Origin of the sequence: Acinetobacter sp. YH12021, from assembly GCF_013420145.1 — a bacterium.
Lineage (GTDB): Bacteria > Pseudomonadota > Gammaproteobacteria > Pseudomonadales > Moraxellaceae > Acinetobacter > Acinetobacter towneri.
Window position 1 is genome coordinate 98522 of sequence record NZ_VOYT01000006.1, and the last position, 26089, is coordinate 124610.

The window sequence follows — 26089 nt, forward strand, 5'->3', positions numbered from 1 at the left end:
TGTACTAACTCACTTTAACCTGTTGCATCACATACAAAGTTTCTGCCTCACTCAATCCAATACGATGTGCAGCAACTGCCACAAATACCGCTTGAATATCATCGGCAGTGACAAAACTACGTTGCTCAATTAGAGCATGTGCTTGTGCTGCTTTTTTCAATGCCAAAACACCACGGGTAGATAATCCGTGACGCGCTTTACGGGTTTCTGTGGCTAAGTCGAGTAAGTAATCTAGCGCGGTATCTGACACATAAATTTCCGTGACCAATTGCTGTAAATTTAAAATTTCTGTTTCAGTAAAAATATGGGCCAAACTGGCAATCAGCGCATGTCTGGAGTTTTGTTGCAGCAACATTTTTTCAGCAAAACGCGATGGATAACCCAAAGACAGACGCATTAAAAAACGATCAAGCTGTGATTCTGGCAGCGCATAAGTACCACTTTGAAACAGTGGATTTTGTGTGGCAATCACCCAAAAAGGTTGCGGCAAGCTATAACGCACACCATCCACCGTAACAGCACCTTCCTCCATCGCTTCCAACAAGGCACTTTGGGTTTTAGGTGAACAACGGTTAATTTCATCTGCCAATAAAATTTGGGTAAAAATAGGGCCTTGCTTAAATTCAAATTGATGTTCTTTTTGATTAAACATATTCACGCCAATCACATCACTGGCCAGCATGTCATTGGTAAACTGAATGCGCTGAAATTGCAGACCCGCCAAGTGCGATAAAGCACTCGATAAGGTGGTTTTGCCTAATCCGGGTAAATCTTCAAAAAGCACATGCCCGCCCGCCAACAAACAACTTAACGCCAATTTGGTCTGCTGTTCTTTATCTAAAATAATGGTGTTAATTTCAGTCAAAAAAGCCTGAATTTTACCCGCATAAGATTCAATCTGTGCATTGAGCTGTTGCTGCGCTTGCGTCAGTTGTTGTTTTTGAACTTTTTCTGTACCCCAAATCACAGTAAATCCCCTTATCCCCAATAAAAAACGGCGCATGTTTAAACATACACCGTTTTGCTAAATTTCCAAAGAAATCCTCAAGATATTCTAAACTGCCTAAAAGTAAGGTTTAAACAGCCCGTATCTCTATACATTTCCTTCGTGATACGGGATTAACACGGACACTTTTTCAGACCACCTTTTGCCGATGGGTAACGCGCATCGACACAGTAACGATAAAAAGTCTTCGGATCCATAGCTTCTAAATCTGGATGATGCTTACGCATGTGTTCCAAATAATTCTGATAATCGGGTACACCGACCATTAAACGAAAACTTTGTTGCAAACGCTGCCATAAAGTAGCGATACGCGACCAGTTTTTCGGATTCAGAATCAAATCCTTTTGCGACATGATGGTCATTTTAATGATGTTGTAAATCACCGTTTTACCCTGTTGGGCAAATTTAAGCTTAATCATGTGCTCACTCCTAATGACCACTATTCGGCTGAATCGTTTCAGGATCACGATAAATCGCTTCAGCTTCATGTACAGTTGGTGTTGGACTTGCCAAGGCACGACGAATCACCCCAATGGCAGCGAACAACATCACAAATGCCACAATCATAAAGAAACCACATAACACAGCATTAATTTGATTGGACATGACAATGGTTTGCATTTCAGTCACTGTTTTTGCAGGTGCTAAAATTTCATTGCGTTGAATTGCAGCATTGAAACGATCTGCTTGCGCCAAGAAACCAATTTTGGGATTGTCGTGGAAAATCTTTTGCCAACCTGCAGTCATTGAAGTAATGAACAAGAAAACTGTAGGGATAATCGTCACCCAAACATATTTTTCTTTTTTCATTTTAAACAGAATCACTGTACCTAAAATGAGCGCCATCGCTGCCAAAATTTGGTTACCAATACCAAATAGAGGCCATAAGCTATTAATACCGCCTAAAGGATCGACCACGCCTTGATAGACGAAGAAGCCCCAACCAGCCACCGCAACTGCTGTGCCAAGCAAGTTACCAAAGAAGTTATGTGAATTTTTCACTGCAGGAATAACAATACCTACAGTATCTTGCACCATAAAACGGCAAGCACGTGTGCCTGCATCTACTGCAGTTAAAATAAATAAGGCTTCAAATAAAATGGCAAAGTGATACCAGAATGCCATCATTGAGCGGTTATTAAAAATCTCGGTGATGATATGTGCCATACCAATTGCAAACGTTGGCGCACCACCCGTACGTGACAGAATCGAGCTTTCACCGACTTCTTTTGCCAAAATGGTTAAAGCCTCAGGAGTCACTACAAAGCCTAAATTTCGTACCGCTTCTGCTGCACTTTCCACCATTGTACCTAAAACTGCAGTGGGTGCATTAATGGCAAAGTACACGCCTGGGTCTAGCACCGTGGCACAAATCATTGCCATGATTGCCACGAAAGACTCCATCAACATGCCGCCATAACCAATCATCCGAATGTCTTTTTCGTTATTGACTAGTTTTGGCGTCGTACCTGAAGACACTAAGGCGTGGAAACCTGAAATCGCACCGCAGGCAATGGTAATAAATAAGAATGGGAACAATGAACCCGCAAATACTGGCCCTGTACCATCAATAAAATGGGTCACCGCAGGCATCTTCATTTCAGGCATTGCAAACACAATCCCGACAGCCAAACCCGCTATAACACCAATTTTTAAGAACGTCGATAAATAATCACGTGGCGCCAATAACAACCACACTGGCAAAACTGAAGCAATAAAACCGTAGGCAATTAAACACCACGTTAATTCTGTGCCACTTAAAGTAAATAAAGGCCCCCAGAATGGATGCTGTGCAACATTTTCACCATAAATAATACCCATCATCATCAGGACAAAACCAATAATGGAAACCTCAGCAATTTTCCCCGGACGAATAAAACGCATATAAATGCCCATGAAAATCGCAATTGGGATGGTGGCTGCAATACTAAATACGCCCCACGGACTATTGGTTAAAGCTTTCACGACAACCAAAGCGAGTACGGCAAGAATAATCACCATCACGCCCAGCGCACCCAGCATGACAATCACACCAGCAAATGAACCCAACTCTTGTTTTGCCATTTCTCCCAAAGAACGCCCATCACGACGTGTAGAAATAAACAAAACCAAAAAGTCTTGGACTGCACCTGCCAACACCACCCCGACTAAAAGCCAGATCGTGCCGGGTAAATAACCCATTTGTGCTGCAAGAATAGGCCCAACTAAAGGGCCTGCACCTGCAATCGCGGCAAAGTGGTGACCAAATAACACACTTTTATTGGTGGGCACATAATCTAAACCGTCAGCCAAACGATGTGCGGGCGTTAAGCGTCGCTCATTTAACTCAAATACTTTGGTGGCAATAAATAAACTGTAGAAGCGGTATGCAATGCTATAGACACAGACCGCAGCTAAAACTAACCAGACTGCATTGACGTGTTCGCCTCTACTGACTGCCAATATCCCAAAAGATACTGCACCCAATATAGCGACCAAAAGCCATATAATTTTTGAAGTCAGACCTGACTTCGGTTGAACTGTTTCCATGTCAATCTCTCTTCTTGTTACATTTTTTAAGCGTTACTTTTATTGTCGAGATGTAGCTTTATTTCCTAAATCCTTGGTTGATCCTGCTCCTTTTATTTTGATGTCTGCTGCCCTTACATCCATAGTGTGCGCTACCGTACACTTAAATGGAGCACCAACAGTTTCCTATACTTTTCACCTATTCTTTTACCACATAATCAAATCAACAAAAAAGGGGGATGACGCGAATCATCCCCCTCTTTTACTTATGATTTATCAATAAATCATTATGCGCGTTCTAGGTATTCACCTGTACGTGTATCTACACGAACGCTTTCTTCTTGCTGTACGAATAAAGGAACACGTACCACTGCACCTGTTTCTAATTTCGCTGGTTTACCGCCACCACCAGAAGTATCGCCACGTACACCCGGATCAGTTTCGACAATTTTTAATACCACGAAGTTTGGTGCGTTTACAGTTAAAGGCACACCGTTAAACAACATAATGGTACATTTTTCGTTTGAATCATCTTTTAACCATTTTGCAGCATCGCCCATTGCGGTTTTGTCAGCAGCAATTTGCTCAAAAGATACAGGATCCATGAAGTTCCACATTTCGCCATCGTTGTAGAGGTATTCCATTTCTACTTCTACAATGTCAGCTGCTTCTAGTGAATCACCAGACTTAAATGTTTTTTCTAAAACTTTACCAGAACGAAGGTTACGAAGTTTTACGCGGTTAAACGCTTGACCTTTACCTGGCTTTACATATTCATTTTCCATGATTGAACATGGGTTACCATCAAGCATAACCTTAAGGCCTGACTTGAAATCATTCGTAGAATAATAGGCCATGACTGGCACACTCCAAACTGACTAACTTAACTATTTATGTTACAAAGCAAATGACCAACGCAGCTTTGCGATGCTCGCCATCTTGCAACATCTTTTTTCATCGGACGTATTGTAAATGAGCAAGCCATAACGAAGCAATGAAAATCCACTACCGATCACTTCAAGATATCGGTAAAATCAGCTGTTTTGTAATGATTCTGATTCAAAGCGATTAATCATTCGCGGCATTCACGCTCAATGAACAAAGAATTCATCTACGCTAAATAGATGTGTACTTGGTTCCTTTCACCTCATATTTAAATCTTTTCTGGCATGATCAACTACCTGTACCAAGAACAAAACTGGCAATCTCAACTCAGTGACTTGATCACCGACCCACGCGAATTGTTAAATATTTTAGAGCTGTCTGAACAGCAGTTGCTGTCAGGTGCTTTACTGGCATCCAATCAGTTTAAATTGCGTATCCCGCGTGCATTTGTGGCCAAAATGCAAAAAGGCAATCCACTCGATCCTTTACTGTTACAGGTTCTGCCACATCATTTAGAACTGGAAGATCATCCTGGATTTGTGACCGACCCTTTGGGTGAGGAACAAGCCAATCAACAACCTGGAGTCTTACACAAATATAAATCACGCTTTTTGCTGACCTTGACTGGTGCTTGCGCAGTACATTGTCGTTATTGTTTCCGCAGGCACTTTCCTTATCAGGAAAATCTGCCAAAAACTGAAGACTGGGACAATATCCGTAATTACATTGAAAGCCAGCCCGATATTAATGAAGTGATTTTAAGTGGTGGCGACCCGCTCACTTTGTCAAATCGTAAATTAAATATCTGGATTGAGCGATTGGCGTCTATTCCGCAAATAAAATTTTTGAGAATTCATTCACGAGTTCCGATTGTTATTCCCAACCGTGTCGATGAATCGCTGATTTCCTTACTAAAAAATAGTAGGCTGCGTATTATTCTAGTGGTACACTCGAACCACGCATCAGAATTAGATGACTTTACCTGTTCGCAACTTGCCAAGTTAGTCGAACAAAACATCACCGTTCTGAATCAAGCAGTCTTATTAAATGGGGTCAATAATTCTGCTCAGGTCTTGGTCGATTTAAGCTATCGTCTTTTTGATGCGGGGGTGATGCCTTACTATTTACACGTGTTAGATAAAGTAAAAGGAGCGCATCATTTTGATTTAATGCCGCAAGACATTGATCACATCTATAAAGAGCTTTTAGCGAACTTACCTGGCTATTTAGTTCCTAAACTCGTTAGGGAAATTGCGGGCGAAAAAAACAAGACACCGCTTTTTGGGGTTTCAACTTATTGAGTTAAATAACAATCATGAATATGAATACTTCAGATCTTTTTCTAGTTCCCAGCGAACTAAAGCTGGAGCAATTGAGTTTTTGTCAAAATACGGTTAAAAGCATTCAGGCATGGGCAGCGGATTTATCCATTTTACAATTGGGTGATTCTTCCCAAGCTCTATTTAATGCACTTTTAGAAATTTCAGAACTGAAATGTCAGGAAACATTACGTTTTGACTTAATTCAAGCTATTCATCCGACACTTGAAAATGTGCTTACCAGTCTGGAAAAGCATTTTTTCAACCAGGCTTTGATTAGTAATGACCGCAACGATCATATTATTGAACTCGCGCTGTTATTACGCAGTCATTTCGCCAAAGTCTATATTAATATTTCCCGACGTAGCCACCAACAACTCACCCAACAAAAATTTTCTTTATTTGCCTTTAATTTAAAAAAGAACTTACAAACTGCACGAGTTCTATCTAGCTATTATGCTTTACAACAATTAGCTCTACTGCGCTATCAACAACACATGCTTTATAGCCACGCCTTGCCAAATCAGTGGTTAATTGCACACCAACTTTTAGATACAGCCATTCAACAACATTATTATTTAAATAATATTAATCAGTTACAAGGCACACAACATCAACTGATTAATATTGCTCAAGCCTATGCACAGCTGATTTTATTGGAAATTTTCAATACCCATCAAATTCGACCTGCAGAAATTCAAGGCTTATATCTCTGTAGCTTTGATTGGGCAAAACTGATTCAAGTTTTACCCAAAGAAACGACGCTTTCACGTTATGTGGTCGATGCAAGCAAAGATCATCCACCTATTTACAATACGCACCAAAGCCAAGGTTTTCATGCCAATATTTTTATTGCAACTCAACCCCTACTCGATCATTTAAATGAAGTTCAAGGTCGTAAAGGTGAACATTTATCACGCAATGAAAAGCTATTCTTAACCCCTGCTCTGCATTTCCATTTGCACAATATTTTGACCAATACAGCAGAACGTGTGCATGAGCGTTATGAATATTCGGCACGGATTAAAATTTGCTTTGGTTTGACTGTGGCACATTTTTATCTGTCTAATGGTAAAAACTTCAATGAAACGCTGGCTTTGGGCGATAACTACCAATTCCAGAATGAAAGCCAGTTTATCAATGCCATGCATACCAACTCTACGGTAGATATTAGCGCTGTTAAAACCTTAGACCGTGAAGCCAAACAAATTTACAATGCCGATGTTTTAGATATTAGTGTCAATGGCTATCGTATTAAATGGACGGGTGAAACACCGAAAAACCTTAAAACAGGTGAATTTATTCTGGTTCAGGAAAATAGCCAAAGTCCGTGGCGTGGTGGTGTTATTCGCTGGATTAAACAATCTGCTGAAAAAAGCTTAGAACTTGGCTTGGAAATTTTAACCCAAGATATTTACCCTTGTGCTGTTTTTGTTAAAACAGATCGGCATACAGGACATTATCATCCAGCATTATTGGTACAAAGTACGCAGGTCAATGAAGTCAATACCTCATTGATTTTGCCAAGTCTGCAATTATTACGTGACAAACAAACCGTACAGCTACGTTTAGGTGAAGAAGAACTAAAAGTGTTCTTAATTAAGCCGTTATTGATTACCCAAAGCTTTATGCGCTTTGATTTTGAGTTGTTGAATGACCAACAACAGCCTTTACTTGATGGTTTTATTCAGAAACAAGTGAATGAAGTTAAAAATCACGATTTATGGGAAGCATTAAAGTGAGAAATCCATTATTGTCTAAAAAGCTCAAACGTACCGAAACACGTTTACTCATAATCGATGACAACCAAATACGTTTTAATCAAATTTGTGAACAACTCACTGCAAATGAGCACCGTGTTCAGGCTTATCTATTAGATGACATTAAAAACTTTGAAAAACAATTACATTTAACTTGGGATTTGGTGATCTTTGGTCGTGCTTATGACCTAAAAGTCGATCAGGCACTCACTTTAATTCGTGCATCACAGCAACCAAATTTACCGCTACTTTTGCTCAAACCAGACGATTACGATGCCACGCAATACACCAGTTATGTGCGCAAAGGCATCTATGACATTATCAATTTAGATTACCCCGAACGCTTCTATTTTGGCTTAATTCGCGCACTGTCTTTTAGTCGCTTACAGCAGTCACAAGAACAACTTATGACTGAACTGGAAAATGCACAATCACAAGCTCAGGCGTTGGTCGAAGACAGTAGCAAAGCAGTAGCCATTATTCAGGAAGGAATTCATGCACAAGCCAATGCTGAATATTTACAGCTATTTGGTTTAAAAAGTGAAGATGACCTTATTGGCTTGCCATTATTGGATTTATTGCAACCGCAAGATATTACAGATTTTAAATTCCGCTTTAAGAAAGTCAGTCAAGGACAATTTGAACACGGCCGTTTTGATATTCATAGCCAAAACCCGCTATTAGCAAAACAAAACCCACTCAAAATTGAATTTATTGGAGCAGCTGACGACGCCATACAAATCACCATAGATATTGAAAATACGGCGCAAAATACATCCCCTGCTCAAACGACAGCAGACAAAGCAGCGGCAAAACCAAGCACATACCAATTGGTAAATCGCACTTTAGCCAAACAGCCTTCTAGTGCCAATGCTTTGGTGGTATTTTCTTTGGCGAACTGTCCTGAATCAATTTTCCAAGCCGACTGGCAAACCACAAAAAATTACTTTACCAACATTCAAAATTTTTTAAAAGAACAGACCAATGTACCATTATTTAATGTGAGTAATGGTTTAGTGGTTGGTTTGTTCCAAGCAGAATCGCCTGCAATTTTAGAATCGAAACTGATTGGCTTAAATTCACTCACGAAACCGCAATTACTTACGGTAGATCAACATACTTACCCACTTAATTTGCGTATTGGTTATGTGCCATTCACTCCAGACATTCAAAATGAAAGCAGTTTTGAGCAACTGATTAGCCAAGGTTTTGCCAACGCATTACCACAACAGCAAGAACAACATAACTCAGGTTTAACCTTAGACTTGTCCTTTGGTGAATCTAACTTAAATGTAATTGAATCTGCTGCAGCTGTACCACAATCGTATAGTGAATCTGCGATTATTGCAGCGATACGTCAAAGTCTTGATCGTGGTGAAATTCATCTGAAGTATCAACAACTTTATGATAAGCAAGACACCAATTTATATACCTATGAAGTAACTAGTGGCTTTATTTTCAATAGTGAATGGAAATCACTGACAGGCTTAATAGATTTGGCTGAAGACCCAGAATTATCCATTAAACTGGATCGTTGGATTTTGGTCGAAGCTTGTAAACAATTGCACAACTTCATCACCCAATATCCTGAAGCGAAGCTGATTATCAATTTAAACAAATTTGTTTTATTACAAGACCGCAGCTTCCCTGAGTTTGTGTCTAAACTGATAACGATTATTGGTAGCCGCCTCAGCCATCCATTAATTTTGCAATTCTCTGAAGAAGACATCAGCCAAAACTTAGGTGATGCGCAGAAACAAATCAGTTTATTACGTCAGCACGGCGCTGAAATTTCTCTGCGTGATTTTGGTCATTCGATTTATAGTGAATCTATCTTGAAACAAGTCGATATTCACTACTTGACCTTGCACAGTGCACTGACTGAAAAACTGGCTGCTGATGACTCGACGCAAGAATTACAGGAACAATTGAGCATTTATAGTGAAATTAAACCTGTAGAAGTGTTATTGCGTGACTTAAATGATATGAACCTGTTTGCGAATGCGTGGAATGTCGATGCGCGCTTTATTCAGGGTGATTATTTCCAGAAAAAACTCGATCATTTAATTGATGTGCAAGACCAATAAGGTCTTGTGCATTAGGGTCTATTTGTAGACCCTAAAATTTAAGGCACAAAAAAACGGGCAATTGCCCGTTTTTTTCGTACTGGATATTAACGTTTGATAGAACGTGACATACCAGCAAAACGTTGTTTGAACTTGTCGATACGACCGCCAGTGTCAACGTTCTTTTGCTTACCAGTGTAGAACGGGTGGCATGCAGAACATACGTCAAGATAAAGAGTTTCTTTACCAACTGCTGAACGAGTTTCGATTACGTTACCGCAAGAACAAGTTGCAACTAATTTTTCATATTTTGGGTGAATATCGGCGCGCATCGTCGATTACTCCTAAGATTTAAGAAGGCTTAAGCTGTCATCGCAATTGGTCACTCTCATTAAAAAAATGAGGACATGCTTTAAAAGCAGACCAACACCACAACAGACCATTCTTTTGGCCCACCGAGACGGATACCGTCAGAGCTAAGCACAACAAGTTGGGCAATATTATACGGAATAAAATATTTTAAAGCTAATTATTCTTAGGAATTTAATTCCTGAGGTTCAGTCGAATCGGGCTGCTTTTCGAGATAATTGGCTATCACACCGCACACCATCAACTGAATTTGATGGAAAATCATGATCGGTAAAACAATCATCCCCAACGGCTGCCCAATAAATAAAATTTGCGCCATCGGTACACCACTGGCTAAGGTTTTTTTGGAGCTACAAAAAAATGCGGCAATTTGGTCTTCACGTGCAAAACCCAACCATTGCGGCACAACCCACGCCAACCACATCACAAGGGTCAATAACACGGAACAAGCAATAATCAACAGCAATAAAGTCATACCACTAACTTGATGCCACAATCCTGCTACCACTGCCCCACTAAATGCACCATAAACCACCATCAAAATCGAACCCTGATCAAATACCTTGACCAGCTTTGGTAATTTCAACATCTGAGGAAAAACATAAGGACGTAATAACTGCCCCAAAATAAATGGCACCAATAACAATAAAGTAATTTGAATAATCGAATTTGTCGGGTCAAAACCGTGTTCAGACTGCCCTAAAATAAAGATGCCTACTAAAACTGGGGTAATAAACATCCCAATTAAATTAGAGAATGACGCACTGCAGACTGCGCTGGCAACATTGCCTTTTGCCACTGACGTAAAGGCAATTGAAGATTGCACGGTTGAAGGCAAAAAGCACATGAACAAAAAGCCCCAATACAGCTCCTGCCCGAGCATTGGCACTAGAATTGGCTTTGCCAGCAAACCTAAAATTGGGAATAACGCAAAGGTAAAAGTAAATACCAACGCATGCAATTTCCAATGCATCATGCCCTGAATGACAGCTTCACGTGATAATTTCGCCCCATGCAAAAAGAATAAGATTGCAATGGCAACTGTCGTAATCACACTAAAAACTTCGGCTGCTTGCCCTGACACAGGCACGACACTGGCGAGGATGACCATCACAAACAAAAGAATGGTAAAGCGATCCAATGCCAATAACTTCAACATAAACACATCCTGTATATTCTTTTACTGTTGCAAAAAAGCCCAGCAATTTTTACCTTTCGATAAAGGTATATTACTGAGCAATATTCAAAAAGCGAGCATTTTCAGGCGATGTTCAATATTTTCAAAATGAATACTGAACAACATTCAGTTTATTGCGCCATAAAGGTTTGGTTTTTACTGCTTCACTGATGAAGACTTAGTTATTACGTGCGTTCTGATCTTGCTGAATCAATTCAACTTTATAACCATCTGGGTCTTCAACAAAAGCAATGACAGTTACACCACCTTTCATTGGCCCTGCTTCACGTACCACATTGCCGCCGCGCGCTTTAATTTCTTCACATGCTTTGTAGGCATCGTCTACCGCAATTGCAATATGACCATAACCATTGCCCAAATCATAGCTGTCTGTATCCCAGTTATGCGTCAACTCCAAAACGGTGTGATTTTCTTCATCGCCATAGCCTACAAAAGCAAGGGTAAAACGACCTTCTTCATAATCACGCTTACGCAGCAAAGTCATGCCTAAAACTTCTGTATAAAATTTTAATGATTGCTCTAAATTACCTACACGTAACATGGTATGCAGCATGCGCATGTCATTCATCCTTTTGTTCAATCGGTTTTGCTTGTATGTGTTGATGGTCACGTAACAATTTCGCCACCCACACCACTAAAATTAAAATAGGGATTCCAATTAATGTGGTCATGAGGAAAAAGTTTGGATAACCAATATTGGTCACTATAGTACCTGAATAACCACCTAAAATCTTAGGAGTCAAGGTCATGAGTGAGCTAAAAATTGCATATTGCACAGCAGTAAATGACACACTGGTTAAACTGGATAAAAATGCGATAAAAGCCGCGCCCGCTAAACCTGAAGCCAAGTTATCGACAATAATCGCAAAATATAACCATGCTGTGCTATATGGCTTAATCACCTTGCCCTGAATTTCAACCATATTGTTTGAAGATGATTGAACGATCGGCAAAGGTTGTATATCTACATCCAAAGCATTGCCTTCATGTGTGTTTAAATCGACCTGATAGGTTTGGCTGTGTTGTTGTACAGTTTGCTGTCCATTTAATAATACAGCTTGCAGTTGTTTACTTGGTGAGTCTGCCAAAAGCTGCCCTGCAATCGCTGCCGTAAAAATTCCTTGTGCATCTAGTTTTGCATCAAAATTTTGACCATCTAGCTGCAGTACAATTTTTTGCTGTTCGGTTAAGGCAGGCCCTGCATATTGCCCACGTACGACAATACTGTTGCTGGCTTCATTTTCGCTAATACGATTATCCGAAGTCAGTGGTAAAAACTGGAGTTGTGCAGTTTCAATCTCAGTTTGGTGCAAATACGGCATCGACACTAAACGTGACGGCGTATCGCCCGTTTGGTATTGCGCACGTACCTGAATTTCATCCTGTGTTGCTAAAACCTGACTAGGCACAGCCACTTTCCAATATCCAACTTCATCGGCCTGGGTTTGATATTGTTGCTGCCCCACAGAAACTTGCACATCGCTCAGTTGCTGTCCTGACTTCACCAGACCAATAAAAATAAGATTGGTGGATGATGCCAACACCGCGCCAACAAACATTAATTTCATAATGTTCATACGCTGTGCCAGTAAACCGCCCAAGAAGCCACCCACTAAACTGAAAATGACCCCATAAACCTTAACCGCTTCGGCAATTTGTTCTTTGCTAAAGTTCAAATCCTGATAGAACACATTGGAAATTACACCTGCAATAATGTCTGAAACTCGATAAAAACCAATCAAGAGTAATAACACCAGTGCCAGTTTCATGCCGTAGCGTTTAAAGAAATCTGCAACAGGATGCACCCATGTTTCAAATGCCATCTGTTTATTGACTGCGCCCAATTTGACCAAAATTGTGCCCATGCCTACAGCAGCCGCACCCGATGCAATAAAACGTAAAGCTTCTATAGAAAATAATAAAAATGCATCTTTGAGTTGGAATTGTTGTTTTAAGGCTTCGGTAAAATTACCCGAAAAGACGTAGCACAATACAAAACTGAATACCGCAACAAAAAACACCGTAACCAGACGAAAATAGTCGCGTCGTTGATAATGCTTGCTGACCCGATTCACTTGCGGCTCACGAATCACCAAAGTCGTGATAATGCCAATCAGCATCACCGCAGCCATCGCCAAATAGGTAATTTTCCATGCACTATAAATATAGTTGCCTTTGGCTGTACCTAACGAGGCTGCCAAAAATAAAGCACCTGCCCCTGCGACAATCATCCCAATGCGATAGCCCGCGTTATAGGTCGATGCCAACACGGTTTGCATTTGAGTTTCAGCCAGTTCGATACGGTAAGCATCAATCACAATATCTTGCGTGGCTGCAGAAAAGCCCAGTAATACTGCACCCAATGCCATTTGATATAAATGCGCCTGTCCCAAAGCTGGGTCAGAAAATGCCATCACCGCAATTGCACAAACAATTAAACATTGGGCGATGAGCAGCCATGCCCGACGTCGCCCCAGTTTTTTGGTTAAATAGGGTACGGGTAATTCATCAATTAATGGTGCCCAGACAAATTTAAAGGAATAACCCAAGGCAGCCCAACTAAAGAAAGTGACCGCACTTTTGTCAATGCCTGCTTCGCCCAACCACAAAGATAGACTGGAAAAAATCAGTAAAATTGGAATACCTGCAGAGAAGCCCAAAAACAGCATAATCAGCGCACGACGGTCTAAAAATGCCGTAAATGCAGCTTTCCACCCTGTATTTTGTGCTGAAGTTTGCCCAGTCTGTTGTGTGGTCATTCGATTATTATTTTCTATCAAGTCAAATTGTTGTTATTCAATCGCGGAATAGCTTCTGTTTCAACAGTATTTATGAAATTATCCACAACAGCTTTGTCATTTTGTAGTAAAAATTACGGCTTAGCTTGAATTTTCCGCTTAAACCTGTATACCTTTAAACTTCTAACTGCAATATTTCGTTTTGGATTTCTACAGTGACCCAAAGACTTGATCAAATCACCCCATCAATGACAACCAACACAACAACAGCAGCGCAAGATGAACAACAACCGCTTCTCAGCTCTGCCTTTGAACAAAGCGAAATACAAACGACTTTAGAAAATACACGACTCAAAGCAACACAACTAACCCATATTCCAAATTACGATAACATTCCCGCTTCGACCCGACGCATTAAACCGCTGAATAATTTTTTAGGACAAGATCGGGCACGCGCTTCGGTGGAAGCAGGTATTTCCCTGCCATATTCTGGCTACAATATTTTTGCAGTGGGTACGGCGGGATTGGGCAAACGTACCATGGTCAAGCGTTTGCTGCAGCAACATGCCAAGAGCATGCCCACACCGAATGACTGGGTTTATGTCAATAATTTCAAACACCCGCGCCAACCGATTGCCTTGCAACTGCCTGCAGGTCAAGCGCCTAAATTTCAAAGTTTGTTACATCAAACTTGGCAAACTATTTTAAAGCAACTCGAACGTCGCTTTACCGCAGAAACCTATCACAACCGCATTGAAATGATTCGTCAGCAAGCGGGTGATGAACAGCAACAAGCCTTAATTGAGCTGACCAGTGAAGGTGAAGAACTCGATTTAAAACTGATTGCGCAGGAAGATGAACATTGCTTTGTACCCGTGCATCTGAAAAATGACAAAATGCAGGAAATGTCTAAGGAAGATATTAACGCCTTGGACAGCAAAACCCGTGCAGAAATTGCGTCCAATATTCGTTATATGAATAAAAAACTGGAGCGTTTGGGTTTGCATTTAGGCGATTTAGAAGATGACGCACGTGACAAAGTACAAGACCTGAACCGTGATATTGCCAAACAAGTGGTAATGCCACGCATTGATATTATTCAAAATAAATATCCTAGTGTCGAAGGTTTGACTGAATATTTACAATACTATGCCGAAGATATTATTAATAATGTCGAGTTTGTTTTAGAACAGGAAGAAGATGATTTCCGTCCTGGCACCTTTAGCCGTATTCCTGCGCGCTACCAAGCCAATATTATTGTGACGCACAAACCCAACAGCGGTGTACCTGTTATTTTTGAAGATTTTCCAACCCATTACAATTTATTGGGGCATGTAGAACAACTCACGCAAAACGGCACCATTACCACTGACTTCACCTTAATTCGTGCAGGTAGCTTACATAAAGCCAATGGCGGCTTTTTGATGCTCGAAGCAGAGCAGTTACTGGAACAGCCTTATGCATGGCAAGGACTGAAACGCGCTTTAAAATCGGGGCAATTGAAACTTTCATCTTTGGAACACATGCTAACTTTAACAGGCAGCATTTCAATTGAACCACAAGCCATTCCACTAAATATTAAAGTGATTTTACTGGCAGAGCCTGAAATTTATTATGAAATTTTAGAGCTAGAACCCGAACTTGGCAGCGTGTTTAAAATCCGTGCCGACTTTACCGATACATTACAACGTAATGACGAAAACGAGCAGGCATATATGCAGCTGATTGCCGACTATGTGCAATCTGACAAATTATTACCATTTGACCGTTCTGCTTTGGCAGCTTTACTTACTGACTCAAGTCGTCAAGCTGAAGATCAAAGCTCACTCTCCTTACATGCCCTCACCTTGGGGGATTTAATTCGTGAATCGCATCACCATGCGGCACAGGCGGGCGATAAAACGGTTTCCGAACAGCATATCAATACCGCACTGGATCATCGCAAATATCGCTTAGGCTATTTAAGAGAACTGTACTGGCAAGATTTATCACGCGGTACGCAGTTAATAGAAACTCGCGGACATCGTTTAGGGCAAATTAATGCCCTGTCGGTCATTCACTATGCCGATGTCGAGTTTGGCTTACCTTCGCGCTTAACCGCCTCAGTCTATCAAGGCGGCGGCGATATTTTAGATATTGAACGCAGTGTTGAACTTGGCGGTTCTTTACATGCCAAAGGCGTGTTGTTGATGGCCAGTTTCCTCAAAGCACATTTTGGCCGTGAGCAAATTTTACATTTTTCTGCTGCCCTTGCCTTTGAGCAAAGTTATGGTCAGGTTGATGGTGACAGTGCAACAGTGGCAGAGCTTTCTGCTTTGATTTCTGCAATCAGCCAACTACCTATTGACCAATCTTGGGCCATTACAGGCTCCATGAACCAACTTGGTCAAGTACAGCCAATTGGTGGCGTGAATGCAAAAATTGAAGGTTTCTTTGATGCCTGCAAACTGCAAGGTTTAACTGGCAAGCAAGGCGTGATTATTCCACGTCAAAATATGCAGCACCTTATGTTGCGTAAAGATGTGATTGAAGCGGTAGAACAAGGTCAGTTCCACATTCACGCCATTGATACCATTGACCAAGCCTTAGAAATTTTAATGGCGCGTCCTGTGGGTAAACTCACTAAAAAAGGACGTTACAGTAAAGGTTCAATTTACGCTGCAGTGATGGAACAACTTGAGTATTGGCAAGCCATTGAAGATGGTGCTGAAATTGAAGAAGAGCCAAAGAAAAAGAAAAAGTCCAAGAAAGAAAAGGACAAAAAAGACCCAGAGAAAAAGGACAAAGCGCAAAAAGCCAAGAAAAAACAGAAATCGGCTGAACCATCTGATGCGGCAACTTCTGATGAAGTCACTGCTGAGTCGGCTGAAACTGCTGAACTTGCAACTGAAAGTACTGCGGTAAACTAAGTGCAGTGATTCAAATCAGCTATTCAAGTGAATTCCAGATATAAAAAAAGCGCCAAGGCGCTTTTTTTATATCAACTTTTTTGTATGGATGACTTTGGTCTAGTGTGACCCAAGTCCAATACTTTAAGCTTCAGGTGCTGGGCTGTATTGCTCAACTAAAGGCTTTAACTCACCTTTCTGGAACATATCCAACATAATATCGCTACCACCAATCAACTCACCGTTAATCCACAATTGTGGGAAAGTTGGCCAGTTGGCAATTTTTGGCAAAGTGGTACGAATATCCTGATTTTCTAAAATATTCACATAAGCAAAAGGACGACCAATTTGACTGAGTGCTTCTACTGCGCGCGCAGAAAAACCGCATTGTGGAAATTGTGGTGTGCCTTTCATGTAAAGAAGAACAGCATGTTTAGCAATTTGTTCACGAATTAACGATTCGGTATCGCGTACTTGTTCAGTCATTGGTAAATCCTCAACTCATCTGTGTGGCATTATACCCAAAACCGAGCAAAACAGTACGTCTAAAGCAATAAATCCAATTTTATTTACAATTAGGCTTTTCATCTGCAGTAGATTTTGCTTATATAAGTTTTTCCCTCCAACCTAACAGATAAGAGTTAGTCATGAATAACATTACCCTTGCTCCTGTGCAAACTGATCAACCATCACATTTGATGCCTGTATTTGGCCGTCAGCCGATCAGCTTTGTCCGCGGTCGAGGTTCTTATCTTTATACTGAAGATGGCACAGAATATCTAGATGCACTTACAGGCATTGCCGTATGTGGTTTAGGTCACGCACACCCTGCAATTACCGAAGCCATTGCAGATCAGGCGGCTACCTTAATTCACACCAGTAACTTGTTTGAGGTGCCTTGGCAGACTGCTGCTGCACAAAAATTGGCGCAAGTTGCTGGCATGGAAGAAGTGTTTTTTTCAAACAGTGGCGCAGAGTCTAACGAAGGTGCAATTAAAATTGCACGTAAATTCGGTCACATGCAAGGCGTAGCCAATCCTAAAATTATTGTTGCAGATCACTCTTTCCACGGTCGTACTTTGGCTACCCTGTCTGCAACTGGCAATAAAAAAGTTCAGGAAGGTTTTGCACCTTTGGTTGAAGGCTTTATTCGTGTGCCTTTTGGTGATGTCGAAGCCATTGAAGAAGCTGCGATTCAGCATCCTGATATTGTGGCTATTTTAGTCGAGCCGATTCAGGGTGAAGGCGGTGTGAATACTGCACCACAAGGCTTTAGCTACCTAGAAGACATCCGCCGTATTTGTAATCAACACAACTGGCTGATGATGCTGGATGAAGTACAAACAGGAAATGGTCGTACAGGTAAATTCTTTGCTTATCAGCACACCAATATTGTGCCTGATGTATTGACTACAGCGAAAGGTTTGGGCAATGGCTTCCCAATTGGTGCAGTCATGACTCAAGGTCGTGGTGTGGGCGTTCTTACTGCTGGTAATCATGGCTCAACCTACAGTGGTACTGCGTTAGGTTCACGCGTGGTTTACACTGTTATTGACACCATCCAGAAAGAAAACTTGGTAGAAAATGCAGCAAAAATGGGTGGCTACATTGTGGAACAATTGCGTCAACAACTCGCAGACCAAAATGTAAGCGTGCGTGGTTTTGGCTTGATGATTGGTATTGAATTACCAAAACCATGTGCAGAGTTGGTCGATATTGCCCGCGATGAATACAAAATGATTATTAACGTAACTGCAGGTTCTGTGGTGCGTTTATTGCCAACATTAAATATTACTCAAGCCCAGGCAGATCAATTGATTGAACGCCTTGTAGCAATGATTAAAAAATTCTTGGCTTAAATAAATCCCTAACAAAAAGCCGCAGTTTGAACTGCGGCTTTTTGCTAACTAAATGGTCGATCAGTATATTATCAACATTCAATTAAGATGCTTCTTGAAACACTCGCCCACCCGGCAATTGAGAAAAATATTGTTTTAAGGCTTCCAAACAACGATGTACTTTCATCGGTTGTTGCTCATGTTTGGAAATGATTGCATACAAGGTAAATGCGGGTAATTTCCACTCAGGCAAAATTTCAACCAAACTGCCATTAAGCAAATCTTTTTGAATATCCAAATGCAAAATTCGCGCAAGCCCATGCCCTTGCATACACAAAGATTTAGACACCAACACATTATTGGTCGATAGACGCGAGCCCAACTCTACATCCACATTTTCAGCAGTGCTGATATGCTTAAAATTGAGTTGCTGAAAATTCTTCATAATGGTTAATGGAATTAACTCGTGATGTTTTAAATCTTCAGGACGTGAAATGGGCGCGGTTTGATTTAAATAACTAGGTGATGCGACTAAAACTTGGTCAATATGGGCAATTGGAATCACATGCTGGTTTTGATCTTCAATTTTTGGACTCATACGCAGCGCAATATCAATGCGACCATCAATCAGGTCAATGTATTGATTGTCGGTTTCTAGATGGATAGATAAACCACGATGGGCCGACATCCAATGTGAAAGAGCAGGAATCACATGATTCGCACCTAACTCAGGAGTGGTGGCAATTCGTAAATCACCGACCAGATCATCTCTTAATTCATTAATGCGGATTTTTCCGCGCTCAGCAGCGGCGAGCATTTCTTGACAGCTGTGGAAAAAAGCTTGTCCTGCTTCAGTCAAACTCAGTTTTCTAGTAGAACGATGCAGAAGCGTGACTTCCATTTCTTGTTCTAATGAACGGATTTGTTGACTGACGGCACTTGTGGTGATCCCTAGATCACGCGCTGCACCGCTAAACGAGCTTTTTTCAACAACACAAGCAAATACACCCATTGCTCGAAGTTGATCTAACATAAATTCCCTCTGAAATTATACAGGTGCTCTTATCTTTCGATAAAAGCAACCTATTGTATTATACGGTGAAATTTATGTTTTGTATTTGCAAAATTTAATTTATTGGTAAAACATTAGTCGGATTGATTGGCTTACCATCTAGGCGTACCTGAAACTCCAACATGGTACGTGTAGCACCCGAAGAGCCCATTTCTGCAATTTTTTGACCCGCTGTTACGTTTTGACCACTGCTCACATTCATCTTACTGTTATGTGCATAGGCGGTGATATAACCATCAATGTGCTTGATTAAAATCAAGTTTCCATATTCTTTTAAGCCATCTGCAGCATAAACCACCTGCCCATCTGCTGCGGCATAAATTGGGTCACCTACATTGCCACCGTAACGAATTCCTTTGATATTACTTGCCAAATTAAACTGTGCAATCACAGCACCTTGAGATGGTTTCACCCAGCGCAATGTGCTGCTACGCACCGGTGTACTTGGTGTTGTTGAGCTAGTGGTCGTGGTTGTAGTCGATGTTACCGGTGCAGGTGTCGTTGGTAAAGTGACTGTTTGACGTTGAATTGGTGCAGCCTGCGTTACAGGGCGAGTGCTTGTTGTACGTGGTGCATTGCCCGCTTTCAAACGAATCGACTGCCCGACATAAATACGATACGGCGGTGCAATATCATTCATTTCTGCAATGCTGAGATAGCTCAAACCATAACGTGCAGCGATACCACTTAAAGTATCACCTGAACGTACAGTATAAAAATTCGGCGCTGTTGCATAACGTGCAGAATTATTCACTTGAGGTTTAGAGGCACAACCACTCAACACGACGGTAGCCACAACAGCACTTGATAACACTAAGGTTTTCAACAATGCTGTTGGTGTGCTAAATAAACGATACTGAAACACCACAGGCATTCTTTCCTCTCTACAAATTCTAAATATTTTCTATTGCGCTAAGAGTAGCAAAAAAGTCCTTGTAATGAGGCTTACAAGCTACTTTTTCACAAAGTTATAACATTAGTTAGCCAATTTGGGAAAATTGACTGTGCAATGATTGCAAAACGTCATAATTGGTGGCATCCATCTGAATTGGTGTCACGCTGACATAGCCATTTGCTACCGCAAAAAAATCAGACTCAATTTCAGTTAAGCCTTTTTTCGGTGCAGCCACTGCCTCGCCCGACAAACCAATCCAATACACTTGACGCCCTCGTGGATCGACCTGACTAGTAATTGGCTTAGATTGGGTACGCTGTCCTTGATAGGTAATTTTTGTGCCCTGCAACACTGGCACATCTGGAATATTCACATTAAAAATATGTCGTGCAGGTAAACTTGGTAAACCTTGAGCAATAAAGTCATGTACCCACTGCGCTGCCTGCATATAATCTTGCGGATGCTGATAAGCACGTACATTATGCCCTGCAAGTGATACCGCAATCGCAGGCTGTTTCATCAAACGTCCTTCAAATGCCGCACCGACTGTGCCTGAGTACAGTACATCATCCCCTAGATTTGCACCGCTGTTAATGCCGCTGACCACCAAATCAAATTCGAAATCGAACAATCCATTCATCGACAAATAGACACAGTCTGCAGGTGTACCATTCACTGCCCAGACATCTTCAGCAATTTGCACAGGACGTAATGGTCGGTCTAAAGTCAGCGCACTCGAAAAACCACTGCGTTCACTTTCGGGTGCAACAATCACCACGCGACCCAAAGGTTTTAAGGCTTTCGCCAAAGCTTGGATACCAGGTGCAAACACGCCATCATCATTGGCTATCAAAATATTCACAGAAAAATCTCAGATAAAACAAATATAAAGGTTATATACTAAAATATAGCAACGTCGGTTCAATCTTAAACTTGTTTGTGCCTGATTCATGCCTAAGCACATTTAATAAGCACACGACAACAAAATGACTGATCAGCACATTTCATTGAAATATACAAAAGATTATATATATTTAGCGCTTAACATCCATCCAAAAATATATGTGATTCTCATGATTTTAGCTTTGTCATTTCGTCGTTTATTGGGTCTAGGTTTTGCTGCTGTATTAACGCAGTCTGTAATTGCAGAAGATTTGACTGCAGCAGAAGCCAATACGATTGTGAAAGAAGATGTTGCAGCGGCACAAGTCATGACTGAAATGTGCCCTGCACTGATTGGAAAAAATGCAAAATTAGATGCCAATATTCAAGCACTGATTCAAACTTATCTACAAGATTATTCAGAATCGAACATGACGCTTGCCAAACTACAAGCCGACGCAGAATATCAATCCGTTTTAGCTGAAGCGCGTGAAGCAGCAAAAGATACAGCCAAAGAAGAGCAAAAAGTAGTGTGTCAGGAAGCTTTAGAATTAGCACTTTAAATCACATGATTTAAATACTATTTTGAGCCTGTAAATAATTTTGCATACTCACCCTTTAAGGCAAACTTTCAAAGTTTGCCTTAAATTTTATGCTTAGTTTTTATATCTGGTATTTTTCCACTATTATTTTACGCTTTATATCAAGCCACTGATTTTCAAATTTCAGACTTTAATCTTCACTTTTTATACATGATTTGCGCTCAGATCACACAGCTTTAATACATTTTCACTCTTTCAATTCGCAAATAAATGATTCATCTTATAAGCACTTAAATGAATCGGTAGATTCAGTTCAAACAATATTTAAGGTACTTGATATGCAATTTTCTGGCTTAAAAAATTCACGTGCAGTTCATTTTTTTGGCGCAGTTGCGCTCAGTTTGGGTTTAAGTCAAGCCGCAATTGCGCAAGAAGAAAATATTGAAGTGACGCCATTACAACAAGTGACTCAGCAAGAATTAGCCGCTATTTATGTGTTATCTGAAGTTTGCCCTTCACTAGTCAAAGAACAAGATCAATTTCATCAGGGTTATACAAAACTTGCCCAAGAATATATGCCTAAAGAAAAAGACGCTGTTACTGCCTTAAGTAAACTCAGCAAACAAAAAAGCTTCCAGCCAATTTTAAAAGAAGCCCGTGCCGATGCCAAAGCTGCTGGAACAGCCAAAAACCAAGCAATTTGCCAAGAATTGACAGCATATAGCAGATAATACAATTTGGTTACAATACTTTATCAATAAGCCGATTTCTCCCATAGAAGTCGGCAGAGCTTTGCCCTAAAATGCTAGCTCTTTTGTGCATACCTCAAGTATTGGAACCTCTTAGAATGACCCCAAAAAGCGCCCTTGCTGCATTATTACTATTACCAAGCTTTTCTTATGCAGCAACTGTCTTAGCTACACCACCAGAACTCAATAACAAATCATACGTTTTGATGGATTATGAGACGGGACAAATTTTAGCTTCAAAAAATGAAAACGAAAAACTCGCCCCTGCCTCAATGACCAAAATGATGACTAGTTTCATCATTGAACAAAAGTTATTAAAAGGCGAACTCACGGAAGATGAACAAGTCCGCATGAATGAGTCTGCATGGTGTCGTGGCAGCAGCACAGAATCATGTATGTATGTTCCTTTAAATGGCACAGCAACCGTACTTGAAATGCTACGCGGAATTATCGTGCAATCGGGCAACGATGCATCTAAAGCCATGGCAGAGCACATTGCAGGTAATGAAGGCACATTCGTTCACATGATGAATGAAGAAGCCAAACGTATTGGCATGAGCAATACCCAGTTTATGAACTCTACGGGTATGCCTGCTGAAGGTCACTTTTCTACCGCAAAAGATATGGCGACTTTAGCGCAGCACATCATCCATGACAGCTCAAAATACTACCCAATTTATTCTGAAAAAGAGTTTTCTTTTAATGGAATTAAACAAGGCAACCGTAATGCCCTGTTATATACCGACCCAAGCGTGGATGGTTTAAAAACAGGTCATACCAACGAAGCGGGTTACTGCTTAACCACTTCATCTAAACGTGGCCCAATGCGTTTAATTTCGGTGATTTTTGGTGCGCCAACCATGCAAGCTCGTGCAACTCAAACTCGTGAATTGTTAGCTTGGGGTTATGCAAACTACGAAACTGTACGTGTACAGCCTGCCAACCAAGTCTTAGCTAAAGCAAAAGTATGGTACGGTAAAAGCAAAGAAGCACAAATTGGTTTGCCAGAAAACTTTAACGTGACCATGCCAAAAGGCAAAGCCAACCAAATTAAAACTCAATTGGTGGTTCAACCTAAATTGACTGCTCCTTTGAAAAAAGGTCAAGTGATTGGTAAATATGTCGCAACCTTAGATGGTAAAGTGATTGCTGAAAAACCATTGGTGGCGTTGCAGGAAGTGGAAGAAGCGGGTTTCTTTGCACGTATGCTAGACCATATCAAACAATTCTTTAGCAACTTATTCTAAGATTCATAAGCTTAGACTAAAGCGCAAAGCACACATGCCCGCATGTGTGCTTTTTTATTTTATACTGTCCTCAATCCTAAATTTATAAGCTAAAGATTTGTCCATTATGAAAAAAAATGTGCGTGCTTATTTAGAGCAAACCCCAAAAATTGACGCTAGCTGCTATGTAGATGAATTGTCGGTGGTAATTGGTGATGTGCATTTGGCCGCAAATGTATCGGTTTGGCCATTTGCTGTGATTCGTGGGGATGTCAACCATATTCGGATTGGTCAAAATTCCAATGTACAAGATCATGCCATGCTGCATGTCAGCCATAAAAAAGCCGACAAACCTGAAGGTTCACCGCTGATTATTGGCGAAGATGTCACGGTTGGACATGGTGTGACCTTGCACGGCTGCACCATTGGCAATCGGGTGTTATTGGGCATCAACACAATTGTTTTGGATGATGTCATTATTGAAGATGATGTGATGATTGGCGCAGGGTCTTTAGTACCTCCGCGTAAGCGTTTGGAAAGTGGTTATTTGTACGTGGGTAGCCCTGTGCAAAAAGTTCGTCCTTTAACTGACAAGGAAAAAGAGTTTTTACCTTATTCTGCACGACACTATGTAAAAGTGGCGGGGAATTATCAATAAAATGCCTTAATTTAGATGGGATACCCAGAAGTCAATTTTAAGCATGATGATTCCAAATTCATCATGCTTCTGATACACTTAAAAGTATAATAATCAGTATTATATTAATTTTAATAAAAGACATACTTATAAATAGAAAAATATGAACAAGTTTTTTTAAAACACTACAAATTTATCTCTCATATTTTCAATCTATTTTTTAGTAAGTATATTTTTATTCACCAGACCACAATACCAATAAGAATTTAAATTATGACTCGTCCTTTTGGCATTCAAGGCTCCACGACTTCACACGGTGGAATAGTTATTGCAACGCAGTATAGCATCACCCAAATGGGGATTGCCTTCTTAAGAGCTGGTGATGGCTTTAGCTGTCCAAAATGTAAAATGTGGTCAACTCTAATCAAAAGTCAGGATCACGTCATTCTTGATGGTAAAGCAGTAGCTTATGTAGGGGATCACTTTACCTGTGGAGCAACTTTAATACCCAAACAAGCTCATGTCGTTGGAACGCATCCAAAAACTGTTTCTTTCTCTCAGCAACAAAAAAACAAGCAATACTCACTTACTCAAAGTTTCCTAGGAAACCGCATTCGCCTAGAAGAACATGGACTACAGTTCCAGCTTATCAATAAAAAATTCAACCTACCCATAAGTGGATGCTTCTATCTATTAACAACAAATGATGGACAAGAGTATAGCGGCTTTACTGATCATGATGGTTTTACTGAAACTCTGCGTACAGGAATTAAATCCGAACAGGTCAGTCTACATATTTTTGACTTTTCACAACCAATGAATGAATGGGTATGATGATATGGAAACCACGAAGTTAGCATCCGCTTATAGTCGTACCATTTCTGGAAAATCTAATGCTTGGGTAGCATTTCCAGAAGAAAAGAACGTCTGTGAGTTTTCAGAACCATTATGTAATAACATTATTAAAGTACGCAATTATTACGTTACTCGACCTTACAACTTTATAATGAATTTAGATCAATGGTCGAGCATCACAAATAAAATAGAATTACTCACAGCTATCAGATTTGGAATGGAATGGGATACCAATAATTTTCCCGAAGGATATTTATCGGATCCAGCATTTCACACTCAAATGTATATAAAGTTTCACAAGTATCTAATGAAAAATGTGATGCGAGAGGCTCCTAAAATTGTAGCTGAATTTCAAAAGGCTGTATTTAAGGCACGTTTTCTTATGACTTTTACCATTGATGAAGGGCTTTGTTGCACAAAGATTTGAAATGCAAAGCGCCCCTAATTGAGCCAAATTTAAGGCGTAACTTGGGTAAGTGGTCGACCTAATTCCGTAAATCTGTTGAGGACTGCTACACGTGCATGAATTTCATTCACCTGACTAGGAAAGCTTCTTGCCATTAATTTATCGCCTAATAATTTGATGCAATGCATCTTGGTTTCCACCAAACTGCGGCGATGATAGCCTGACCATTTTTTCCATAATGTCCTGCCTA

General features: G+C 40.6%; 23 protein-coding genes and 1 pseudogene. 11 read left to right on the forward strand and 13 right to left on the reverse strand.

The genetic code is table 11. The features are described 5' to 3' along the window. Positions 1 to 4 precede the first annotated feature (4 nt). The 4 genes from FTT91_RS07315 to efp all read right to left on the reverse strand — a co-directional run bounded on the left by FTT91_RS07315 (position 5) and on the right by efp (position 4371). Positions 5 to 964: a MoxR family ATPase gene (locus FTT91_RS07315; RefSeq protein ID WP_096901148.1), complete on the reverse strand. Its 960-nt coding sequence runs from the start codon at positions 962 to 964 to the stop codon at positions 5 to 7. A gap of 155 nt (positions 965 to 1119) precedes the next feature. Then, positions 1120 to 1425: a YbdD/YjiX family protein gene (locus FTT91_RS07320; RefSeq protein WP_171324790.1), complete on the reverse strand. Its 306-nt coding sequence runs from the start codon at positions 1423 to 1425 to the stop codon at positions 1120 to 1122. A 10-nt stretch (positions 1426 to 1435) separates the two neighbouring features. Continuing rightward, complete coding sequence (locus FTT91_RS07325; RefSeq protein ID WP_180169207.1) at positions 1436 to 3535, reverse strand: carbon starvation CstA family protein; 2100 nt, start codon at positions 3533 to 3535, stop codon at positions 1436 to 1438. A gap of 266 nt (positions 3536 to 3801) precedes the next feature. Next, a complete protein-coding gene (gene efp / locus FTT91_RS07330; RefSeq protein WP_004971615.1) occupies positions 3802 to 4371 on the reverse strand; it encodes an elongation factor P in 570 nt (189 codons plus the stop codon). Between the two features lie 312 nt (positions 4372 to 4683). Here efp and epmB point away from each other — a divergent pair, with 312 nt between their 5' ends. From epmB to FTT91_RS07345, 3 genes are read left to right on the forward strand one after another with little or no spacing between them, the layout of a single operon-like run. After that, complete coding sequence (epmB, locus tag FTT91_RS07335) at positions 4684 to 5700, forward strand: EF-P beta-lysylation protein EpmB (RefSeq protein ID WP_096901068.1); 1017 nt, start codon at positions 4684 to 4686, stop codon at positions 5698 to 5700. Positions 5701 to 5714: 14 nt separating this feature from the next. Beyond that, complete coding sequence (locus FTT91_RS07340; RefSeq protein ID WP_004971620.1) at positions 5715 to 7460, forward strand: hypothetical protein; 1746 nt, start codon at positions 5715 to 5717, stop codon at positions 7458 to 7460. After that, the gene (locus FTT91_RS07345; RefSeq protein ID WP_154320867.1) at positions 7442 to 9565 is read left to right on the forward strand and encodes an EAL domain-containing protein; all 2124 of its coding nucleotides are present in this window, start codon (positions 7442 to 7444) and stop codon (positions 9563 to 9565) included. Before FTT91_RS07340 ends, FTT91_RS07345 begins: the two co-directional genes overlap by 19 nt. A gap of 86 nt (positions 9566 to 9651) precedes the next feature. On the opposite strand, the gene rpmE is transcribed toward FTT91_RS07345, so the two are convergent. The 4 genes from rpmE to FTT91_RS07365 form a co-directional block, all read right to left on the reverse strand. Then, the gene (gene rpmE, locus FTT91_RS07350; protein ID WP_004971624.1) at positions 9652 to 9876 is read right to left on the reverse strand and encodes a 50S ribosomal protein L31; all 225 of its coding nucleotides are present in this window, start codon (positions 9874 to 9876) and stop codon (positions 9652 to 9654) included. Positions 9877 to 10079: 203 nt separating this feature from the next. Next, positions 10080 to 11078, reverse strand: a complete 999-nt coding sequence (locus FTT91_RS07355; protein ID WP_171062555.1) for a bile acid:sodium symporter family protein — start codon at positions 11076 to 11078, stop codon at positions 10080 to 10082. A 190-nt stretch (positions 11079 to 11268) separates the two neighbouring features. Next, a complete protein-coding gene (gloA, locus tag FTT91_RS07360) occupies positions 11269 to 11670 on the reverse strand; it encodes a lactoylglutathione lyase (RefSeq protein WP_004971627.1) in 402 nt (133 codons plus the stop codon). A 1-nt stretch (position 11671) separates the two neighbouring features. Continuing rightward, positions 11672 to 13870, reverse strand: a complete 2199-nt coding sequence (locus tag FTT91_RS07365; protein ID WP_096901072.1) for an MFS transporter — start codon at positions 13868 to 13870, stop codon at positions 11672 to 11674. 194 nt (positions 13871 to 14064) lie between these two features. Here FTT91_RS07365 and FTT91_RS07370 point away from each other — a divergent pair, with 194 nt between their 5' ends. Beyond that, positions 14065 to 16758 carry a Lon protease family protein gene (locus FTT91_RS07370; RefSeq protein WP_131261142.1) on the forward strand — a complete coding sequence of 898 codons (2694 nt, stop codon included), beginning with the start codon at positions 14065 to 14067 and terminating at the stop codon, positions 16756 to 16758. 123 nt (positions 16759 to 16881) lie between these two features. Here the strand turns inward: FTT91_RS07370 and grxD are convergent, their stop codons facing one another. Further along, a complete protein-coding gene (gene grxD / locus FTT91_RS07375) occupies positions 16882 to 17223 on the reverse strand; it encodes a Grx4 family monothiol glutaredoxin (RefSeq protein WP_180169208.1) in 342 nt (113 codons plus the stop codon). A 161-nt stretch (positions 17224 to 17384) separates the two neighbouring features. On the opposite strand from grxD, the gene FTT91_RS07380 reads away from it, so the two are divergent. Next, positions 17385 to 18596, forward strand: coding sequence for an aspartate aminotransferase family protein (locus tag FTT91_RS07380; RefSeq protein WP_131261143.1), 1212 nt, complete (start codon positions 17385 to 17387; stop codon positions 18594 to 18596). An 82-nt stretch (positions 18597 to 18678) separates the two neighbouring features. On the opposite strand, the gene FTT91_RS07385 is transcribed toward FTT91_RS07380, so the two are convergent. From FTT91_RS07385 to surE, 3 genes are all read right to left on the reverse strand, one after another. Beyond that, positions 18679 to 19608 (reverse strand): LysR family transcriptional regulator, encoded by a 930-nt coding sequence (locus FTT91_RS07385; protein ID WP_104851775.1) that lies wholly within the window; start codon positions 19606 to 19608, stop codon positions 18679 to 18681. A 94-nt stretch (positions 19609 to 19702) separates the two neighbouring features. Beyond that, entirely contained in the window at positions 19703 to 20521 is an 819-nt protein-coding gene (locus FTT91_RS07390) for a peptidoglycan DD-metalloendopeptidase family protein (RefSeq protein ID WP_104851774.1), read from the reverse strand. Positions 20522 to 20627: 106 nt separating this feature from the next. After that, on the reverse strand, positions 20628 to 21404 hold the full coding sequence (gene surE / locus FTT91_RS07395; protein WP_096901077.1) for a 5'/3'-nucleotidase SurE: 777 nt from the start codon (positions 21402 to 21404) through the stop codon (positions 20628 to 20630). A gap of 211 nt (positions 21405 to 21615) precedes the next feature. Between surE and FTT91_RS07400 the strand changes: the two genes are divergently transcribed. The 6 genes from FTT91_RS07400 (at position 21616) to FTT91_RS07425 (ending at position 25860) form a co-directional block, all read left to right on the forward strand. Next, positions 21616 to 21987, forward strand: a complete 372-nt coding sequence (locus FTT91_RS07400; protein ID WP_026438310.1) for an MCR_0457 family protein — start codon at positions 21616 to 21618, stop codon at positions 21985 to 21987. 317 nt (positions 21988 to 22304) lie between these two features. Then, entirely contained in the window at positions 22305 to 22697 is a 393-nt protein-coding gene (locus FTT91_RS07405; RefSeq protein WP_004971644.1) for an MCR_0457 family protein, read from the forward strand. Positions 22698 to 22813: 116 nt separating this feature from the next. Continuing rightward, positions 22814 to 23962, forward strand: a complete 1149-nt coding sequence (dacC, locus tag FTT91_RS07410) for a D-alanyl-D-alanine carboxypeptidase PBP5/6 (protein WP_004971646.1) — start codon at positions 22814 to 22816, stop codon at positions 23960 to 23962. A gap of 106 nt (positions 23963 to 24068) precedes the next feature. Further along, on the forward strand, positions 24069 to 24599 hold the full coding sequence (locus tag FTT91_RS07415) for a gamma carbonic anhydrase family protein (protein WP_004971648.1): 531 nt from the start codon (positions 24069 to 24071) through the stop codon (positions 24597 to 24599). Positions 24600 to 24851: 252 nt separating this feature from the next. Further along, positions 24852 to 25412, forward strand: coding sequence for a PAAR domain-containing protein (locus FTT91_RS07420; RefSeq protein WP_004971651.1), 561 nt, complete (start codon positions 24852 to 24854; stop codon positions 25410 to 25412). Between the two features lie 4 nt (positions 25413 to 25416). Next, a complete protein-coding gene (locus FTT91_RS07425) occupies positions 25417 to 25860 on the forward strand; it encodes a hypothetical protein (protein ID WP_257229581.1) in 444 nt (147 codons plus the stop codon). 29 nt (positions 25861 to 25889) lie between these two features. Here the strand turns inward: FTT91_RS07425 and FTT91_RS07430 are convergent. Then, a pseudogene (locus FTT91_RS07430) lies at positions 25890 to 26089 on the reverse strand (IS5/IS1182 family transposase); the annotation flags it as partial.

Coding starts and splice junctions, on each gene's coding strand:
- FTT91_RS07320 (WP_171324790.1), bottom strand. CDS start 1,425: ATGATTAAGCTTAAATTTGCCCAACAGGGTAAAACGGTGATTTACAAC.
- FTT91_RS07325 (WP_180169207.1), bottom strand. CDS start 3,535: ATGGAAACAGTTCAACCGAAGTCAGGTCTGACTTCAAAAATTATATGG.
- efp (WP_004971615.1), bottom strand. CDS start 4,371: ATGGCCTATTATTCTACGAATGATTTCAAGTCAGGCCTTAAGGTTATG.
- epmB (WP_096901068.1), top strand. CDS start 4,684: ATGATCAACTACCTGTACCAAGAACAAAACTGGCAATCTCAACTCAGT.
- FTT91_RS07340 (WP_004971620.1), top strand. CDS start 5,715: ATGAATATGAATACTTCAGATCTTTTTCTAGTTCCCAGCGAACTAAAG.
- FTT91_RS07345 (WP_154320867.1), top strand. CDS start 7,442: ATGGGAAGCATTAAAGTGAGAAATCCATTATTGTCTAAAAAGCTCAAA.
- rpmE (WP_004971624.1), bottom strand. CDS start 9,876: ATGCGCGCCGATATTCACCCAAAATATGAAAAATTAGTTGCAACTTGT.
- gloA (WP_004971627.1), bottom strand. CDS start 11,670: ATGCGCATGCTGCATACCATGTTACGTGTAGGTAATTTAGAGCAATCA.
- FTT91_RS07365 (WP_096901072.1), bottom strand. CDS start 13,870: ATGACCACACAACAGACTGGGCAAACTTCAGCACAAAATACAGGGTGG.
- grxD (WP_180169208.1), bottom strand. CDS start 17,223: ATGACTGAACAAGTACGCGATACCGAATCGTTAATTCGTGAACAAATT.
- FTT91_RS07380 (WP_131261143.1), top strand. CDS start 17,385: ATGAATAACATTACCCTTGCTCCTGTGCAAACTGATCAACCATCACAT.
- FTT91_RS07385 (WP_104851775.1), bottom strand. CDS start 19,608: ATGTTAGATCAACTTCGAGCAATGGGTGTATTTGCTTGTGTTGTTGAA.
- FTT91_RS07390 (WP_104851774.1), bottom strand. CDS start 20,521: ATGCCTGTGGTGTTTCAGTATCGTTTATTTAGCACACCAACAGCATTG.
- FTT91_RS07400 (WP_026438310.1), top strand. CDS start 21,616: ATGATTTTAGCTTTGTCATTTCGTCGTTTATTGGGTCTAGGTTTTGCT.
- FTT91_RS07405 (WP_004971644.1), top strand. CDS start 22,305: ATGCAATTTTCTGGCTTAAAAAATTCACGTGCAGTTCATTTTTTTGGC.
- dacC (WP_004971646.1), top strand. CDS start 22,814: ATGACCCCAAAAAGCGCCCTTGCTGCATTATTACTATTACCAAGCTTT.
- FTT91_RS07415 (WP_004971648.1), top strand. CDS start 24,069: ATGAAAAAAAATGTGCGTGCTTATTTAGAGCAAACCCCAAAAATTGAC.
- FTT91_RS07420 (WP_004971651.1), top strand. CDS start 24,852: ATGACTCGTCCTTTTGGCATTCAAGGCTCCACGACTTCACACGGTGGA.
- FTT91_RS07425 (WP_257229581.1), top strand. CDS start 25,417: ATGGAAACCACGAAGTTAGCATCCGCTTATAGTCGTACCATTTCTGGA.